General features: G+C 39.3%; 14 protein-coding genes. 8 read left to right on the top strand and 6 right to left on the bottom strand.

Annotated elements, in window-relative coordinates; genetic code table 11:
• Nucleotides 1-23: 23 nt before the first annotated feature.
• Nucleotides 24-635 (bottom strand): MiaE family protein, encoded by a 612-nt coding sequence (locus tag ACYVM0_RS10705; protein ID WP_460556707.1) that lies wholly within the window; start codon nt 633-635, stop codon nt 24-26.
• A gap of 346 nt (nt 636-981) precedes the next feature.
• Between ACYVM0_RS10705 and ACYVM0_RS10700 the strand changes: the two genes are divergently transcribed.
• From ACYVM0_RS10700 to ACYVM0_RS10675, 6 genes are all read left to right on the top strand, one after another.
• Nucleotides 982-3,429 carry a penicillin acylase family protein gene (locus tag ACYVM0_RS10700; RefSeq protein ID WP_460556703.1) on the top strand — a complete coding sequence of 816 codons (2,448 nt, stop codon included), beginning with the start codon at nt 982-984 and terminating at the stop codon, nt 3,427-3,429.
• A 62-nt stretch (nt 3,430-3,491) separates the two neighbouring features.
• Nucleotides 3,492-3,836, top strand: coding sequence for a hypothetical protein (locus tag ACYVM0_RS10695; RefSeq protein ID WP_460556700.1), 345 nt, complete (start codon nt 3,492-3,494; stop codon nt 3,834-3,836).
• 9 nt (nt 3,837-3,845) lie between these two features.
• Nucleotides 3,846-4,415 (top strand): hypothetical protein, encoded by a 570-nt coding sequence (locus ACYVM0_RS10690; protein WP_460556697.1) that lies wholly within the window; start codon nt 3,846-3,848, stop codon nt 4,413-4,415.
• A gap of 67 nt (nt 4,416-4,482) precedes the next feature.
• Nucleotides 4,483-7,047, top strand: coding sequence for a DUF5686 and carboxypeptidase regulatory-like domain-containing protein (locus ACYVM0_RS10685; RefSeq protein ID WP_460556694.1), 2,565 nt, complete (start codon nt 4,483-4,485; stop codon nt 7,045-7,047).
• Between the two features lie 163 nt (nt 7,048-7,210).
• Nucleotides 7,211-8,257, top strand: a complete 1,047-nt coding sequence (gene trhO, locus ACYVM0_RS10680) for an oxygen-dependent tRNA uridine(34) hydroxylase TrhO (protein ID WP_460556690.1) — start codon at nt 7,211-7,213, stop codon at nt 8,255-8,257.
• A 268-nt stretch (nt 8,258-8,525) separates the two neighbouring features.
• Complete coding sequence (locus ACYVM0_RS10675) at nt 8,526-9,467, top strand: hypothetical protein (RefSeq protein WP_460556687.1); 942 nt, start codon at nt 8,526-8,528, stop codon at nt 9,465-9,467.
• A 74-nt stretch (nt 9,468-9,541) separates the two neighbouring features.
• Here the strand turns inward: ACYVM0_RS10675 and ACYVM0_RS10670 are convergent, their stop codons facing one another.
• From ACYVM0_RS10670 to ACYVM0_RS10650, 5 genes are read right to left on the bottom strand one after another with little or no spacing between them, the layout of a single operon-like run.
• The gene (locus tag ACYVM0_RS10670; protein ID WP_460556684.1) at nt 9,542-10,018 is read right to left on the bottom strand and encodes a hypothetical protein; all 477 of its coding nucleotides are present in this window, start codon (nt 10,016-10,018) and stop codon (nt 9,542-9,544) included.
• Complete coding sequence (locus tag ACYVM0_RS10665) at nt 10,005-10,160, bottom strand: hypothetical protein (protein WP_460556681.1); 156 nt, start codon at nt 10,158-10,160, stop codon at nt 10,005-10,007. The genes ACYVM0_RS10670 and ACYVM0_RS10665 overlap by 14 nt, the downstream gene beginning before the upstream one ends.
• Nucleotide 10,161: 1 nt before the next feature.
• Nucleotides 10,162-11,280, bottom strand: a complete 1,119-nt coding sequence (locus ACYVM0_RS10660) for a lactonase family protein (protein WP_460556678.1) — start codon at nt 11,278-11,280, stop codon at nt 10,162-10,164.
• A gap of 36 nt (nt 11,281-11,316) precedes the next feature.
• Nucleotides 11,317-12,576 carry an NRAMP family divalent metal transporter gene (locus tag ACYVM0_RS10655; protein ID WP_460556675.1) on the bottom strand — a complete coding sequence of 420 codons (1,260 nt, stop codon included), beginning with the start codon at nt 12,574-12,576 and terminating at the stop codon, nt 11,317-11,319.
• 43 nt (nt 12,577-12,619) lie between these two features.
• On the bottom strand, nt 12,620-13,546 hold the full coding sequence (locus ACYVM0_RS10650; protein WP_460556672.1) for a phosphoribosylaminoimidazolesuccinocarboxamide synthase: 927 nt from the start codon (nt 13,544-13,546) through the stop codon (nt 12,620-12,622).
• Nucleotides 13,547-13,683: 137 nt separating this feature from the next.
• On the opposite strand from ACYVM0_RS10650, the gene ACYVM0_RS10645 reads away from it, so the two are divergent.
• Nucleotides 13,684-16,458: a TonB-dependent receptor gene (locus ACYVM0_RS10645; RefSeq protein ID WP_460556669.1), complete on the top strand. Its 2,775-nt coding sequence runs from the start codon at nt 13,684-13,686 to the stop codon at nt 16,456-16,458.
• A 42-nt stretch (nt 16,459-16,500) separates the two neighbouring features.
• Nucleotides 16,501-17,778 (top strand): hypothetical protein, encoded by a 1,278-nt coding sequence (locus ACYVM0_RS10640; RefSeq protein WP_460556666.1) that lies wholly within the window; start codon nt 16,501-16,503, stop codon nt 17,776-17,778.
• The last annotated feature ends 121 nt before the right edge of the window (nt 17,779-17,899 follow it).

Genomic DNA, 17,899 nt, shown 5'->3' with positions numbered 1-17,899 from the left:
TCGCAAATCATACATCCGAAATCCTAATGTATTCTATCGCCTCTCACTTCTGCACTTTCCATTAATTCCTTTTCATATTTTAGCCATGCCGCCCAACGCTTACGAACTTTTTCCTTAGGCAAATAGAATTCAGATAAATTGATGAACAAAGTATAATGCCCGGCCTCACTCTCCATAAATTTCCTGTAAAAGTTACGCATGTATTCATCATCTAATCCTTCACTTAATCTTTTAAAACGTTCACAACTCCTGGCTTCAATTAATGCCATGGTTAAAAGCCGGTCTAAAAAACGATCTTCCACACTGCCATCTTTTTTTTGAAATTCCAGTAATTTGTTTACGTAAACATCTTTGCGTTGTTTACCCAACTGTAAATTTCTTTTCTTCAGTTCGGCCAATACCATTCTGAAATGTCCCCATTCTTCGGTAACAATGGGAGAAAGTTCTTCCACCAATTCCACCCTGTCCGGGTAACGCTGAATTAAAGAAATGCAGGTAGTCGCTGCTTTTTGTTCGCAATAAGCATGGTCGGTTAAAATTTCTTCCAGTTCTATTTCTGCCAGGTTTACCCAGCGGGGATCGGTAGGTAATTTTAATCCCAATATATTTTTTACATCGATGGTTTCTTCCTTCATCCTGCAAAAATAAAAAACTGCCCTGGTAAAAGGCAGTTTTTATTTTTTTTGCTATACAAAAGGTGTACGGATAAGAGTCCCCGTTTTAAGATATTATAACCGTCTGCCTGTGTGGTATAGTTGCCACATTCAGGGAACTCTTGCTGAAACTGAAAGGCGCAGACAGTCTATTATGATAGGTTTAGCGATTACTTATTAGCTGGTGTAAAATTGCTCAATCTTTTTAAGCCATACAATACCCTTTTAGTTGTATTTTTTTACAACCAACTAATATGGCACTACCTGTTTGCAGTATTTTTCATGGATAAATTATTTTCGTTAAATTACACTACAATAAAAATACTTTATGAGGATTGCTTTCTCTATTATTACTGCAGCAATTACTGTAGCATTAATAACTATACTGAATACCACATTGCTTTTACAGGCGCCACTAGGCAAATTATTAAGTCCGCAACACGGCATTTGGCAAAACGCCGAAAAAGCAAATGAAGATTTTACTGCTGATCTTAAATTTCCCCGGTTAAATGGTAAAGTAAATGTGTACCTGGATGATCGTTTGGTACCACACATTTTTGCCGAGCAGGAAAACGACGCTTATTTTGTACAAGGTTACCTGCATGCAAAATTCCGCTTATGGCAAATGGAACTGCAGACTTTTGCAGCCGGGGGAAGGGCAAGTGAAATATTAGGTGAGAAGGGCTTGAATCATGATCGTGAATTCAGAAGGCTTGGAATGGTATATGCTGCAGAAATAGCACAAAAAGAAATGGAAAAAGATCCTGTGATAAAAGCTGAATGTGATGCATATACTGCGGGCATTAATGCTTACATCAGTTCATTAACCGAAAGTACATTGCCGATAGAATATAAAATAATTGGTTACCAACCCGAGCCATGGACTAACCTTAAAACATCTTTGTTTTTAAAATACATGTGTTATGAACTGGCGGCACGGGAGGATGATATGGAGTTGACCAATGCAAAAAGTTTTTTTAATCAAACCGATTATGCAAAATTATACCCGGCAATACAGGATTCATTAGATCCGATAATTCCTAAAGGAACAGTATTGCCTGTGCAGAAAATATTTCCCAAAGCACCGGTTGCAGCAGACTCGGCTTATTTAAATACTTCGGTTGCGGTAAACGAAACAGAAAAACCAGATAGGGAAAATGGAAGTAATAACTGGGCGGTGAGCGGCAAAAAAACACAAAGCGGGGCACCGATTTTATGTAACGATCCGCACCTGGGACTAAACCTTCCTTCGCTTTGGTACGAAATACAGATCTCAACACCGGAGTTTAATGCTTATGGTGTTTCTTTCCCCGGTTCACCGGGAGTGATCATTGGTTTTAATGACAGCTGTGCTTTTGGAGTTACCAATGGCGGAAGGGATGTAAGAGATTATTACGAAATACAGTTTAAAGATGATAGCCGCAAAGAATATTTATTCAATGGTATTTATCATGCCACAACATTCAGGGTAGATACGATTAAAATAAAAGGTAAACCGGATTTTATTGATTCGGTAGCGTATGTACAATTGGGTAATGACTGGTGCCCTGTAATGTTTGATAAGTCTTATGGTGGCGTGAGAATTGACAACCATAAATATTATGCCGTGCGTTGGAAAGCACATGATGCCAGCAATGAACTGAAGTATTTTAATTTAATTGACAGGGCAAAAAACTATACCGATTATGAAGCCGCAGTGGTTAATTTTCATGCACCCGGACAAAACTGTGCTTTTGCCTGTAAGAACGGAGATATAGCCATTCGCACACAGGGCGACTGGCCGGCCAAGTGGAAAGGCCAGGGTGATTTTATAATGCCGGGTACCGATAGCAGCTATTTGTGGCAAGGTATGATTCCGCAGGATGAAGTGCCTTATCAATATAACCCGGAAAGAGGATTTATCAGCAGCGCCAATCAAAAACCGGTTGACGATAAAACCTATCCCTATTACCTGGGTAAAAATTACCCGATGTATCGTGGCATTGAAATTAATAAGCGGCTTACTGCCATGAGTAATATCACAGCACAGGATATGATGGCTTTGCAAACAGATAACCACAATACTGTAGCAGTAATGGCAATGCCCTTGTTTTTAAAATCAATAAAAGAAAATGAATTGAACAGCGACGAAAAAAAATATTTTACGCTGCTGCAGAACTGGAATATGAGAAACGATGTGGGGTCAAAAGGGGCAACAGTTTTTGAAGTGCTGTGGAGTAATTTCAGAGATACAGTATATGAAGATGAGTTTGCTAAAGCGCCTAAACAAACACTGCAGCCATTTGAAAGTACTTTACTGGAAGGAATACTGAAAGACTCTGCCTATAAATTTTTAGATAATATTTCCACACCGCAAACAGAAACACTTGCAGATGAACTTACTGCGGCATTTAAAAAAACTGCCACACAGTTAAAACAGGCTGAACTGGAAGGTAAACTGGAATGGGAAAAGTATAAAGGGACGCATATTACGCACATTGCCAGGGTGCTGACACCATTTAACAGGATGAACCTACCAATCGGCGGGGGTACACATTGTATTAATGCAGCAAAGCCCGATCATGGACCCAGCTGGCGCATGGTAATAAGCTTAACACAAAAAACAGAAGCCTACGGTGTTTATCCCGGTGGACAAAGCGGTAACCCTGGTAGCAGGTACTATGATAATTTTGTGGATCAATGGGCCGGAGGAAAATATTATACACTATGGATGATGACAAAAGGAGAAGAGAAAGATAACCGTGTAAAAGCAGTGATGAGTTTTAGTAAAAGCTGAGGTGGCTTAAATGATGAATCCTGATTAACCCATAAACTAATTAACAAATTAACTAACCCGAAATGAAATTTATCACTTCTCTGATACTTACAGTAGCATTAAGTTTTGCTGCATGTCTTTTTTTACCCTGGTGGAGTATTGCCATTGCTGCATTTGTTGTGGCGGCTTTAATTCCGCAGCATCCAGGCAAAGCTTTTCTTACTGCTTTTGCAGCATTATTTTTATTATGGGGCGGGTTAAGCTATTGGATGAGTAGCAATAACAACCACATACTGGCGCATAAAGTTTCGCTGCTGATTTTAAAAATCGATAGCCCTTACCTGCTCATCTTTGCCACTGCAATAGTTGGCGCACTGGTAGCAGGCCTTGGGGCATTGAGTGGTTCTCTGCTTCGTAAATCAAAATAAATGGTAACTATGAAACAATTGTTTACAATAGCGTTGGTTGCATTAACAATTTCGCTTCAGGCACAGGATACTGTAGTAATTCCTAAAGGCGTGGTGTACAAAAAGAAAGAGGCCGGTATTAACAGCAATGCCCGTACATTATTGCAGCTGGAGCTCAACAGCGCAACGGTAACGTATTCGTTATTCGACGGTATTGTTTTTATGGGGCCAAGATTGTGGAAACGGTATAAAGAAAATCCTTCCATAGCAAAGATAAAAGCAGGCAATGTGCAATTTCGTGTACCATTTACTGATACCATTACAAAAAAACAAAGCCTGGAAGTAGTAAACGGTAAACTGATCCAGGATAAGGAAGATTTTAAGACGTTGTGGAAACAAGTTATAACAGATGTTGGTAATACCACTCCACTGATAAGAAAAGTGAAAGAAAAGGAGCTGAGCTATTACTGGGCTATTATTAATTTTGATATTGAGGAACCGGTATTTGTGGTAGAGACGATTAATTTTAATCTGCTGGTACAATTTTCAAATAAAAAGATGGTGGTTTACTGGCTGGAAGAAATGCCAAAGAATGGATAAAAATATTGTTCCTTTCACAGCTTTGTAACAATCCGGGTTTTAATTTCGTCTAATATTAAAATCTTCTATGCGTTTTATTCTATTATCGGGTTTGGTATGCCTTTGTTTTTATTCTTCTGCTCAAAAAATTTCCGGAACTGTATTTAATACAAAGGGAGATTTGCTGCCCTATGCTTCGGTTACCATTAAAGGAACTTCTATTGGTGCCAGTGCCAATAACAGGGCAAAATTTTCATTTAATGTTGCTCCGGGTACTTATACCATCGTTTGTCAGCATATAGGCTATACCAAACAGGAAAAAACGGTAACGGTTAAGCAGGACGATATTGCAGTACCCGACCTGCAGATTGCATTTGTACTTACCGAGCAAAAACTGGACCTTAAGGAAGTTATCGTAAAAAGCGGAGGTGAAGACCCAGCTTATGCGATCATTCGCCAGGCTATAAAAAAAAGAAATTATTATAATAAACAGGTAAACGCTTTTGAGTGCGACCTGTATGCCAAAGACCTTATCAAATTACGCAGTCTGCCCAGGAAAATTATGGGCCAAAAAATTCCTGATGGCGACAGGAATGAAATGGGATTGGATTCCTCAGGGCAGGGGATCATTTATTTATCGGAATCGGTGGCAAAAGTACATACCAAACAGCCCGACAAATTTAAAATGGAAGTGCTCAGCAGCAGGGTAAGTGGCAGCGACGGCTTTGGTTTTACTTTTCCAACATTTATCAGTTTATATACCAACAATGTAAAAGTATTTACAGAAAAATTAAATCCACGTGGATTTGTTTCGCCTATTGCAGACGGTGCCATCGGCTTTTATAAATATAAATTCCTGGGTAGTTTTTTTGAAGACGGTAAAGAGATAAACAGCATCAGGGTAACACCGAGGAGAAATTACGAACCTTTATTTTCCGGGGTGATCTATATCACAGAAGGGGACTGGCGTATACACAGTTGCGATCTGACGCTTACTAAAACTTCACAATTGGAAATACTGGATACATTACAACTCACACAATTTTATGTGCCGGTAGGTAATGATGTGTGGCGGGTGAAAAATCAATTGCTGCATTTTAATTTTAAACTTATTGGTATTGATGCTATCGGAAATTTTGTAAACGTGTACTCTAACTACAGCATCAATCCTTCGTTTAGTAAAAAATATTTTGATAATGTGATTATTAAATATGATACAGCAGTAAATAAAAAGCCGAAGGAATACTGGGATACTATAAGGCCTGTTCCATTGGAGCCTGAGGAGAAGAAAGATTATGAAGTAAAAGATAGTATGTACCTGTTGCAGAAAGATTCTTTATTAAGTAAACGGTCTGTGGATTCGCTGAATAAAAAGCAAGGTAAAATAAAAGTGCTGGATATTTTCTGGAATGGTTTAGACCGGAGGCACTATACAAAAACAGGCTCCACCACATGGGGCGTAGAGTCTTTAATAAAAAACCTGGAATACAATACTGTAGAAGGGGTGGTGTTGAATACTAATATTTATTACAACCGTTACCTTAAAAAATTAAAATCAAATTTTTCGATCAGGCCTCATGTGCGGTATGGTTTCAGTAATACGCATTTAAATGCCTGGGCCGACATTGGATTTAGTACAAGAGACTGGAGCAGCGATAAAAAAATAAAAAGGCAAAGCTGGTCCCTGTCTGGTGGTAAACGTGTGAGCCAGTTTAATAAAGAAAGTACCATCACCCCTTTGAATAATAGCATTACCACTTTATTGTGGGGGGATAATTTTTTGAAAATTTATGAAAACTATTTTGGCAATATAGGTTTTAATAAAAGATACGAAAGTGGTTTAAGATTTTCTGTTAATGCTTTATATGAAGACCGCATACCGGTAGAGAATACCAGTAAGTATACCGTATTTAAAAAAGATTCAGTTAATATTACACCTAACTATCCTTACGAGAGAATTCCGCAGCAATTCAGCCGTCACCAGGCAGTTATCCTGAGCTTTGATATCAGCATAAAACCCGGGCAAAAATATATTGAATTTCCAAGGAACAAAGTAGCTATCGGGTCTAAGTTCCCTACATTCAGTTTAAATTATACCAAAGGGATTGATAATATTTTAGGCAGTGACGTAAATTTTGATAAATGGAAGTTTACGGTAAGCGATAGTAAAAATTTTAAGCTGGCAGGAGAATTAAAATATAAGATCGGGGTAGGTGGTTTTCTGAATAATAAAAAAGTATTTATACAGGACTTCCAGCATTTTAATGGCAACCGCTCTGCTGCGGCAAGTGACTATGTAAACAGTTTTCAGTTAGCTTCTTATTATGCTAATAGTACTGCTGCAGATTTTTATTCAATTGCCCATCTTGAACATCACCTGAATGGTTTGTTAACCAATAAAATTCCGTTGTTTAAAAGACTTAACTGGAACTTAGTAGTTGGCAGCAATGCTTTTTATGTCAACAAAAACAGTAACTATGCCGAAGTATTTGCAGGCCTGGAAAATATCTTCAAAATTTTACGGGTAGATTTTGTGGCTGCCTATGAAAATGGCAGGCGAGGTACAACCGGCATCCGTATTGGCTTTGGCGGTATTATCGGCAGCAGTATAAAGCCCGGTGCCGGTGGCAGGGGTGTTTCATTAGGGTTATAATTTTTTAATTTATCTTTGCCTGAGTAATTTGGTTTGCCCTGCAAGCATCCAATCAAATACATGACCAGGCTATTCCTGGTGATGAAAAGATTTCCTGGATACACTCATGGTCTCACGTCCCCGTATGACCATGTGTGCAAAAACAGGATCAAATTTTAAAACTATGGCAGTATTACACAACCGCATTTCGCAGGCGGAGCTCAAAAAATTATTGTACCAGGAAACGGAGCACCGTACCACCATTTCATTCTACCGGTATTTTCCAGTTCATGATCCGCAACAATTTCGTGACGAATTGTATCAGGCACTGAATGCATTAAAAGTGTTTGGCCGCATTTATGTAGCGCATGAGGGTATCAATGCCCAGGTAAGTGTACCGGAAAGCAATTTTGAAGCCTTAAAAAATTATTTGTATGCTATTGAACCACTCAATGATTTAAGATTGAATATTGCGGTGGATGATGATGGTAAATCTTTCTGGGTATTAAAAATTAAAGTAAGAGAAAAAATTGTTGCAGATGGTATTACTGATCCCGGCTTCAGCATGGAGAAAAAAGGAAAGTATGTTAATGCAGCACAGATGAATGAATTGCTGCAGGATGATAATACCGTGGTAATTGATATGCGTAATCATTACGAGTACGAAGTAGGGCATTTTGAAAAAGCGATGGAAATACCGAGTGATACTTTTCGTGAACAATTGCCCATGGCAGTGGAAATGATGCAGGACAAAAAAGACCAGAATATCATCATGTATTGTACCGGCGGTATCCGTTGCGAAAAGGCCAGTGCCTACATGTTACACAACGGATTTAAAAATGTGTTTCATTTAGAAGGGGGTATCATCAATTATGCACAGCAGGCCAAAGCCCAGGGCTTACAAAGTAAATTCATTGGTAAAAATTTTGTGTTTGACGACAGGCTGGGAGAGCGCATTACAGAGGATGTGATTGCCAAATGCCATCAGTGCGGCCAGCCGGCCGATACCCATACCAATTGCAAAAACGACGGCTGCCACCTTTTATTTATACAATGTGATGCCTGCGCCACACAATATGATGGTTGCTGCAGCGAAGACTGCCAAACTGTTTACAACCTGCCTGCCGAGGAACAAAAAGAACTCCGTAAAGGCATTGATAAAGGCATGATGGTGTTTAACAAAAGTAAAAAAAGATTGCGGCCCAGGCTGGATGAAAGGAATGGAATTTAAGTACCGCTTTAATAATCAGCACTCCTTTTATTAACTACACCATATTTTTTGTTGTACTTGCCGTATTTGTAAGCATTCACGGCATTTCCGGATAATTTTGAAAAGCTGCCCGGCCTGCTATTGGCGGCTGTTTTATGCAATATTTCCCCGTTTAAAACGTTCTGCAACCGTAAAAACAATTTAAAAAATATTTAACCCTTGTTTAAACCCTTTTGCAGGTGCATAGTCTATGAGTGGTATTAATTCACCACAAAAACTTATAAATTTTATGAAAAAAATTATCATCGTATCTATGGGGCTTTTATTAAGCTCATCGGTGTTGTTCACGTCTTGTAAAAAAACTAACAACGACAACAATGGTACATCGGAAAATGTGACCGAATCAAAAATTCAGTCTGACGACCAGGCCAATGTATCCAACCTTATGGATGAGGTTACCACAGATGCCAGCACTTCAGTAGAAAATGTAATGGCAGTATCAGGCGGCAATCTTTTAAATCATTTTTTAAGCCCTTGTAACAGCACAATTACTTACGACACATTAAATGCTGTAAGAACATTAACTATTACCTATAATGGTTTAAACTGTGCCGGCACACGTACCCGTTCAGGTTCAATCACCGTTTCTATTCCTGCAGGTGACAAATGGAAAGACGCAGGAGCTAAATTAACGATTACATACAATGCTGTAAAAATTACCAGGTTAAGCGATAATAAAAGTATTACTATCAATGGCAGCGAAGTAGTTACTAATGTTACCGGTGGCCTGTTATATCAATTACCAACAATCGGTACTGTTACGCATACCTTGTCAAGCCCGGGTATGTCTATCACATTTGATGATGGTACACAACGTAGCTGGCAGGTGGGCAAACAAAGAGTATTTACTTATAGCAATGGTATAGTGATCTCCACAACAGGTACGCATAGCGAAGGAGGAATAACAGGCATTTCTGAATGGGGGACTAACCGTTTAGGTAATGCATTTGTTACTGCCATCATCGACCCGATGGTAATTCGCCAGGATTGTAATTTCCGTTTAACCAGCGGCCGTGTAAAACACAGTAAATTATTACGCCAGGTAGATGTTACTTTTGGTTTGGATGCTACGGGTAATCCAACCGCATGCCCTGGTACAGGTACTTACTATATGAAGATTGTCTGGACCAATGCCGTTGGTGTAAGTGTTACAACTATCTTACCTTACTAAGTAAAATATAAAAATTGTAAAAGAACCGGGTCAGTTATTGATCCGGTTTTTTTACAATTTTTATCAGCTACAAATCAGGCACCCGTTTTTGGAAGCGGTATTACTCTGCAAATAATTTCTTTCTGTTTATAATTATTGAGCATTGTGCAGGTTGAAATGGTAATTTTTCCGGACGTTTCATTCTTAACAAGTATTTTATAATTGCCTAAGGTGTCTAAACGTGTTGCTGTAGCTCCACTAACAGACACAGTTGCCATATCCCAGCCAACTCCAAGATGAGTGATTTTAATTTCGTTAGAAAAACCGGGATATAAAACGGGTGTTTGTGAGGTATCTCTTAAATCCACTACAGCACAATTTTTTCCATTCCGGTCATCGTAATATTTTTGTGTGGTATCAACTGTCTTTCCTGCAACTTCACATTTGTAATAGATCTTGTTGGTTAATATTTCAGCTTCAGGTGTTTTTCCGGGATCTTTTAATTCAACCAGTATTACTCCGTTTATACCTTTTTTGCCAAATATGGTATTACCAGCATTAGGTTGTATCACCGTTATCTTTTTTAAATTCAAATGGCGAATAAAAGATCATGTCATTGGTAATAATCTTCTGGTTGTTTATAGTTTGAATATCCTGTGCATTGCAACTGCAAAAAGAAATCATGCAAACTAAAGTCAGAATTATTACTTTCATTTTATTGTATCCATTTTAAACAAACCGGGCTGCCTACAGTAATTTTCTTCCCCGTGTCAGTCAGCATTCCTGTTTTTTTGTCTACCTTAAAAATAAAAATATCATCGGTATTTTGATTAGCTACCAATAAAAAATTGCCTGAAGGATCGAAATTAAAATTCCTTGGCGTTTTACCCATTGTAGATTGGTCGCCTTTTAAGGTCAGTTTCCCGGTTGTTTTATCAATGGAAAAAATACTGATGGTATTGGCATCGCCACGGTTACTGCAATACAAAAATCTGCCATCAGGAGAAACATGTATGTCGGCACTGCCTATTGCGCCTTTAAAATCAGCAGGCAAGGCACTGATACGTTGCTGTAATTGCAGGCTGCCATTGTTCACTTTGTAACAAACTACCGTACCGCTCATTTCTTCCATCAGGTAAGCAAATTTATTGTCAGCAGAAAAGGACATATGTCTTGGGCCGTTGCCGGGAGTTGAGGGCGCCTGGGTTTTATATTTTAAGATGCCTTTGGTTTTATCAAAAGTATAGATCATCACTTTATCAATACCCAGGTCCGGCACATACAAATATTTATTATCTGCAGAAAGATTGGTGGAGTGTACATGCGGCCCTTTCTGCCTGTCGGTATTAGGCCCCGATCCATTGTGTTGTATGATTTGTTGTAATGTATCTAATGAGCCATCTTTATTGGCATGCAATAAACCAATGCTGCCACTGGTGTAGTTGCCTGCAAAAACCCATTGTCCTGTTTTGTCTATGGCAACATAACAGGGATGCTTACCCCCTGATGGCTGCTTATTGATCTCGGTTAAAGTGCCTTCTTTTTTATTGAATGCAAACGCAGAAATATTGCCTCCCACAGTAAACCTTGTGCTATCTGCATTTTCATTTACGGCATAAACAAATTTCTGGTTGGGAGAAACGGCCAGGAAAGAAGGGTTGGAGCTTTTAACCACACTTACAAAGCTATTATCGCCTGTGGCAGAATTAAATTTGTATACATAGATACCTTCACTTTTGCCCCCGGTATACGTACCGATCAATAAATAGTGTTCCTGTTGTGCAAACGCTGCAATGCTGCAAAGCAATAAAAAAGGCAGGAGGATTTTTTTCATATTTTAAATTACAAGGTTTGAATACAATATTTTGATTTATTTCACTGAAAAATAGATCAGCGCAACTGCCGCTGCTGTCATTAAAATTAAAGAAAGAATACCGGATATATTCTGAAAAGCTTTGTTTGTAAAATGCCCCATGATCTTTTTGTTATTACAAATATGTAAGATCAAAGCAATTAAAACCGGGGCCGTAATGCCATATAATACTGCTGTATATAGTAACGCTTTAATAGGGCTGATGCCTAAAAAGTGCATCAGCAGCCCGAGTATCAGCGAAATGATCATTGTGATATAAAATCCCTTTGCCTCGTGGAATTTTTTACTCAATCCTTCCTGCCAGTCAAAAGTTTCGGCCATCATATAACTTAAAGCGCCTGCTAACACCGGTATTGCCAGCAAGCCGGTACCAATTACACCAATGGCAAACAAGGCATAAGCCATATTGCCTGCCAAAGGTTTTAAAGCCTGTGCAGCTTCTTCTACAGTGTTGATGTTATGAATGCCGGCGTTAAATAAAACAGTACCGGTGGTGAGTATCATAAAAAAGAAAACAAAATTGGAGAACGCAATACCGCCTTTTACGTCAAACTGCATATCTGCAATGATCAGTTTATCTACAATGATTTTTTTCTCCTGCACTTCTTCTACTTCCATAGAGGTTTGCCAGAAAAATAAATAAGGAGAAATGGTGGTGCCCAATATACCAACGAGTGCCATAAAATATTCTGCATTGTTTTCAAACTTGGGTATCAGGGCACTTTTTAAAACAACTATCCAATCGATATGAATTAAAAAAGGGATCAGGATATAGCTGAACAGAACAATGCAAAGCCATTTTAAAATGGTGGCAATTTTACGGTAGCTGAAAAAAATAAAACTCACCATCAGCAATGCGGTAAAAAATATAGAAAAAATAAACGGCGGTATCCCGGGCACCATCAGGTTGCCCACTGCACCCATACCGGCAATATCTGCACCTACATTAAGCGTAATAGAAGGAAAGCTTATCAGGAGGATGAGGTATAAAATGGATTTACTGTAATAACGTTTTATCGTTCCTGTTAATCCCTGCCCGGTAACTAAGCCTATTCTTGCACACATCTCCTGTAAGGAAGCCATTAATGGATATGTGAAAATAGCAGTCCATAAAAGTTTGGTGCCAAATTTTGCACCGGCCTGCGAATAGGTGGCAATACCCGAAGGGTCATCATCACTTGCACCGGTAATTAATCCCGGCCCCAGCAGTTGCCAGTATTTTTTTATTTTTTGTGCAAATGTTTTTTTATTCTGCATAATGCGGTAGCATAAAGGTAGCATTTACAAAATGCAATCAGTTTTATGCTAACCTGTTTATTTCTGCAATAATTATTTTTTCTGTTTCTGCATCAGTTAACGCCTGTGGCACAAATTTTTCGCCAATTACTTTTTCATACAATTCGATATATCTTTTGCTGATCACTTCCACCCATTCGTCGCTCATTGCAGGAACGGTTTGCCCTTCCTTGCCCATAAAATTATTTTCAATCAGCCATTCTCTTACAAATTCCTTACTCAATTGTTTCTGCCGTTCGCCTTTTTGTTGCCTTTCTTCAAAACCATCCGCATAAAAATACCTGCTGCTATCCGGGGTATGAATTTCATCCATCAAAACAATGGCATCACCCAGTTTTCCAAATTCATATTTTGTATCCACCAGTATCAAACCTTGTTTGGCTGCAATAGCTTTGCCTCTTTCAAAAAGCTGCAACGCATAGGCGCTTAATATTTTCCAGTCGGCTTCGGTAGCCAAACCTTGTTTAATAATTTCTTCGGCACTGATATCTTCATCATGTCCTTCGGCAGCTTTGGTGCTGGGCGTAATAATGGGTGAGGGAAAATAATCATTCTCCTTCATGCCACCAGGCATTGTTACGCCGCATAATACTTTGTTGCCGGATGAATACGTTCTCCATGCATGTCCCGTAAGATTACCACGAACCACCATTTCAATCTTAAATGGTTGGCACTTTTTACCGATACTAACATTGGGTGCAGGAGTAGAGAGTAACCAGTTGGGGCATATATCTTTGGTGGCTTGCAGCATATATGCAGCAATTTGTGTTAATACTTGTCCTTTAAATGGAATAGGGCGGGGCAGGATAACATCAAATGCGGAGATGCGATCGCTGGCAATCATTACCAATAAGTTATCTGAAATGTAGTATACATCTCTCACCTTGCCTTTATAAAAAGCGGTTTGACGGGGGAAATTAAATGGGCTCATACCGCTAAAGTAGCATCAACAGTTATAAATGCCTAAATTTGTTACAATTAGTATTCAACAGGCAGTTGGAAAGAAAATTTCAATAAAAAAATAACAATGCTTATTTTGCCTTATATTTTAACCCAAATAAAAGCTATATGAGAAAATTTGCAAGCTATGCGGTTGCTTTTTTACTGGCCAATGTATTAACGATTGCGGCCTTTGCACAAAATGTAACTGTAAGCGGAAATGTACGTAACAGCACTTCCAAAGAAGGTGCTGGTGCGGTATCCGTTACCATTAAAGGAACATCCACCGGAACGTTTACAGATGATAAAGGAAATTTTAAATTATCGGTAAAAAGCTTACCGGTTACTTTATTGATTTCTTCGGTTGGGTACGAATTACAGGAAGTTACGATAAGCAGTACCTCGTTTACGCAGATCGAGTTTAAACCCACTTCTGCATTAGGGCAGGAAGTGGTGGTATCTGCAACCCGTGTACCGCAGAAAATACTGGAATCTCCGGTGTCTATTGAAAGAGTAAGTGCTGCACAAATACGCAGTGCCCCAGCGGCAAACTTTTACGATGTGGTAATGGCGCTTAAAGGTGTGGATGTAACCACCTCTTCATTAACTTTTAAAACACCTACCACCCGTGGTTTTAACAGTAGCGGTAATACCAGGTTTAATCAATTGGTAGATGGAATGGATAACCAGGCTCCCGGGCTTAACTTTTCTGTAGGTGCAATCATTGGTTTAAGTGAGCTGGATGTTGATAATATAGAATTGTTATCAGGTGCATCTTCGGCATTATATGGCCCCGGTGGTATGAACGGTACTTTACTGATGACCAGTAAAAATCCTTTTAAATACCAGGGCTTGTCTTTTTTAGTAAAAGAAGGTATGATGAATACCGATGGCAGGCAAAGGCCATTATCTCCTTACCACAACTGGAATTTACGTTGGGGTAAAAAAGTATCAGAAAAATTTGCCTTTAAGATCAATGCAGAATTGATACAGGCAAAAGACTGGCAGGGAACAGATAGCAGGAACTACAGCAGAACAGGTACTACCGGCGCTGTAATTGCAGGAGACAGAAAAACTGATCCTAATTATGACGGTATTAATGTTTACGGAGATGAAACCACTGTCGATATCCGTGCATTTTACGCCAGCATTGCTGCCAGCTTACCAGGTGCAGCTAATTTTATAGCGGCCAATAATTTGCTGGCTACACCACAAAATGTTTCCCGTACAGGATATTCTGAAAAAGAATTGCTGAATCCTAATACGATCAACTTTAAACTGGCAGGATCTTTACATTATAAATTATCTCAAAACACAGAAGCGGTATTGGCCGGATATTGGGGTACAGGTAATACCGTTTATACCGGTAGCGACAGGTATTCATTGAAAGACTTTAAAATGGGCCAGTATAAATTAGAGTTGAATAATAAAAACTGGTCTTTAAGAGCTTATACCACACAGGAAAATGCAGGGGAATCTTACAATGCTACGGCTACCACAAGGTTGTTTAATGAGTCATGGAAAAAATCAGTGACAACTGATGCAGCCGGTAACCCTACACCGCAACCAACTGACTGGTATATTCAATACGCCTTTTCTTATTTGAGCAACCTGATGAACGGGATGACACCATATGATGCGCAGCAGGCTTCAAGGGCTCTGGCAGATGTAGGAAGACCGGTAGCAGGCTCGCCATCATTTAACGCCGCTTATGATGCTATCCGCAGAAGGCCGATCTCTCAGAACGGTGGTTTATTGTTAGATAAATCTGACCTGTATTCTGTAGAAGGAAATTATAACCTTACTTCAGTTACAAAAGATTTCGCTGATATTTTGGTAGGCGTAAACTATAAAAAATATGTGTTGAATTCGCAGGGCACTTTGTTTGCAGATTCAGCGGGTACCATCGGTATTTCTACCTATGGTGGTTATATACAGGCAACCAGGCAAATTATCGACAGGCTTAAACTGACTGTATCCGGCAGGTACGATAAAATGGAAAACTTTGACGGCCGCTTTACACCAAGAGTAACGGCACTGGTTAAACTGGCAGAGAATAATAATTTACGTTTCTCTTACCAGACAGCTTACCGTTTCCCAAGCAGCCAGCAACAATACATTAACCTGCAGGTGGGTAGTACCCGTTTAATTGGCAGCAACCCGACATTCGCCAATGCTTTTGGTTTCCCGGGTAATCCTTTGTACACTTTCAGCACTACAACAGGATCGTCTACACTAAGTAATTTTAAAGCCTTTAATCCGCCGGCAGTAAAACCAGAATCAGTAAGTTCATTTGAAGCCGGGTATAAAGGCTTAATGATGGATAGTAAATTGCTGATAGATGTTTACGGTTATTATGGACAATACCAGGATTTTACCGGAAGGGTAAATACTATTCAAACTACTTCAGGTAATGCAGCTGATACTGCTAATCCAGCTAAAAGAAGAAATATTTCTGTTGTGGTTAATTCTACCGACAAAGTAAAGACCTATGGTTTTGGCCTTAGTGTAGATTACAGGCTGCCATTGAATTTTACAATAGGTGCTAACGTAGCTTCTGATGTATTAAAAGATGTGCCTGCAAATTTTGTGGCTTATTTTAATGCACCAAAATATAAAGCGAATGCCAGTTTTGGTAATTCAGGATTTGGTCCGGATAAACGCATGGGCTTTAATGTAGCGTACAGGTGGCAGCAGGCGTTTTACTACCAGGGAGATTTTGCCAGTGGTAATTTACCCGATGTGCAAACCTTAGATGCACAGATAAGTGTGAAATTGCCTAAAACAAAATCAATCATAAAATTGGGAGCTAATAACGTGCTGAACCAGTATTATTATAATGCTATCGGTAACTCACAGATCGGTGGTTTATACTACCTGAGTTTTGGATACAATGTGTATTAATACTTAAGCCGTAACCAAATTTTAAATTTTAAACTTACTATAATGAAAATAATAAATAATAAACTGAGGGCTTTTTACTTAGTTGCTATATCAGGTTCATTGCTGTTAACAGCATGTAATAAAGACCTGGAGCAATTGCCACCTATTGCAAAGCCCACTTATCCAAGCGGAGCGTCTATTGCTGCCACCATTGCGGCAAATCCAAATGACAGTCTCTTTAACAGGATGATAATAAGATCAGGTGTTAATTCAACATTATTCAGTGATTCAACCAAGACTTTTACCTTGTTTATTCCTGACAATACCGGGATGAAAATTTTCATCAATGCAGCTTCGGGTGGTTTAGTACCCCTGAATGCACCTGATGCCACGTTCTCTGGTTTTATCTCTACCCAATTAAGGCCCGGGCAATGTGATACTTTGATAAGGTATGTTACGGTGGGCCAGAAATTTCCTGCTTCATCCATCAGTACTGCTTTTCCAAATTTTCCTTTAACCAATGAGATAATTCTTGATCCTACGCAGCCATTTGTACGCATGAATATATTTCCTGTAAGAGGAACGCCATATTCGTACATCAATAATATTCCACTTACTGCAGTTGATCAGGCTGCAACTAATGGAGTAATACATCATACTTATACTTTGGCTACGCCTCCGTCAAGATTGTTAAAAGATACAATGTACAGAGAGGCAACATTAACCTATTTCAAGGCTGCGATAGCCCGTGCAGACAGCGGCTCAGTTGGTTTGAGTAAACTGGATTCTTTATTGGGATACGGGGCTACTAACATGACGGTATTGGCACCTAATGATAATGCTTTCAAAACATTAATCTTTGGTTTGGCTTTTCAAAGTTATTTAGCAACACGCCCATTGCCCTATACAGCTACAGATACGGCAATTGCAACAGCTACCGGTAATGGCGCTGTGGCAGCCGGCCCTGCTTTCTTAAGCACCAATAATGTAACTACTGCACAGGTAAAAGGAATTATGGCGTATCACATCTTTGCTACTTTAACAGCAAGTACAACAACTCCTTATCAGCCTAATATCAGGGTGTTCTCTGTAAACGTTCCCTCAACACCCACGTTTGTAAAAACGCTTGTTAACGGAGGTCTGGCTATACATCCGGGAGTTTTGGCACAAGCCACTTATACAGGTCCTGCTGTAACTGCGTTAAAATTCACCGGTTACGGAACCGGTACATTTCCTGCCGGCGCCCCTTTCAGTGGTGCACCAGCAAACGTTGTTGGTATGGACAGGCAAGGTGTAAATGGTGTCTATCATATTATTGATAGAGTGTTATTACCGCAATAATTTTTCAACTTACAATAAAAGTAAACGGGCTTCAATTCTGAAGCCCGTTTTATCATTTATAGATTACCAGGCTTCACAGGCACCAACTAAAAAATTGTCCTTATAAAACAATTTTACGGGT

This window comes from Ferruginibacter profundus, from assembly GCF_054783275.1.
Note: the sequence above shows the minus strand (reverse complement) of the source record. Positions and strands in the feature narration are given on the sequence as shown.

What these genes read in the sequence shown, in the direction of transcription:
- ACYVM0_RS10705 (WP_460556707.1), bottom strand. Translation starts at nt 635, where the DNA reads ATGAAGGAAGAAACCATCGATGTAAAAAATATATTGGGATTAAAATTA.
- ACYVM0_RS10700 (WP_460556703.1), top strand. Translation starts at nt 982, where the DNA reads ATGAGGATTGCTTTCTCTATTATTACTGCAGCAATTACTGTAGCATTA.
- ACYVM0_RS10695 (WP_460556700.1), top strand. Translation starts at nt 3,492, where the DNA reads ATGAAATTTATCACTTCTCTGATACTTACAGTAGCATTAAGTTTTGCT.
- ACYVM0_RS10690 (WP_460556697.1), top strand. Translation starts at nt 3,846, where the DNA reads ATGAAACAATTGTTTACAATAGCGTTGGTTGCATTAACAATTTCGCTT.
- ACYVM0_RS10685 (WP_460556694.1), top strand. Translation starts at nt 4,483, where the DNA reads ATGCGTTTTATTCTATTATCGGGTTTGGTATGCCTTTGTTTTTATTCT.
- trhO (WP_460556690.1), top strand. Translation starts at nt 7,211, where the DNA reads ATGGCAGTATTACACAACCGCATTTCGCAGGCGGAGCTCAAAAAATTA.
- ACYVM0_RS10675 (WP_460556687.1), top strand. Translation starts at nt 8,526, where the DNA reads ATGAAAAAAATTATCATCGTATCTATGGGGCTTTTATTAAGCTCATCG.
- ACYVM0_RS10665 (WP_460556681.1), bottom strand. Translation starts at nt 10,160, where the DNA reads ATGAAAGTAATAATTCTGACTTTAGTTTGCATGATTTCTTTTTGCAGT.
- ACYVM0_RS10660 (WP_460556678.1), bottom strand. Translation starts at nt 11,280, where the DNA reads ATGAAAAAAATCCTCCTGCCTTTTTTATTGCTTTGCAGCATTGCAGCG.
- ACYVM0_RS10655 (WP_460556675.1), bottom strand. Translation starts at nt 12,576, where the DNA reads ATGCAGAATAAAAAAACATTTGCACAAAAAATAAAAAAATACTGGCAA.
- ACYVM0_RS10650 (WP_460556672.1), bottom strand. Translation starts at nt 13,546, where the DNA reads ATGAGCCCATTTAATTTCCCCCGTCAAACCGCTTTTTATAAAGGCAAG.
- ACYVM0_RS10645 (WP_460556669.1), top strand. Translation starts at nt 13,684, where the DNA reads ATGAGAAAATTTGCAAGCTATGCGGTTGCTTTTTTACTGGCCAATGTA.
- ACYVM0_RS10640 (WP_460556666.1), top strand. Translation starts at nt 16,501, where the DNA reads ATGAAAATAATAAATAATAAACTGAGGGCTTTTTACTTAGTTGCTATA.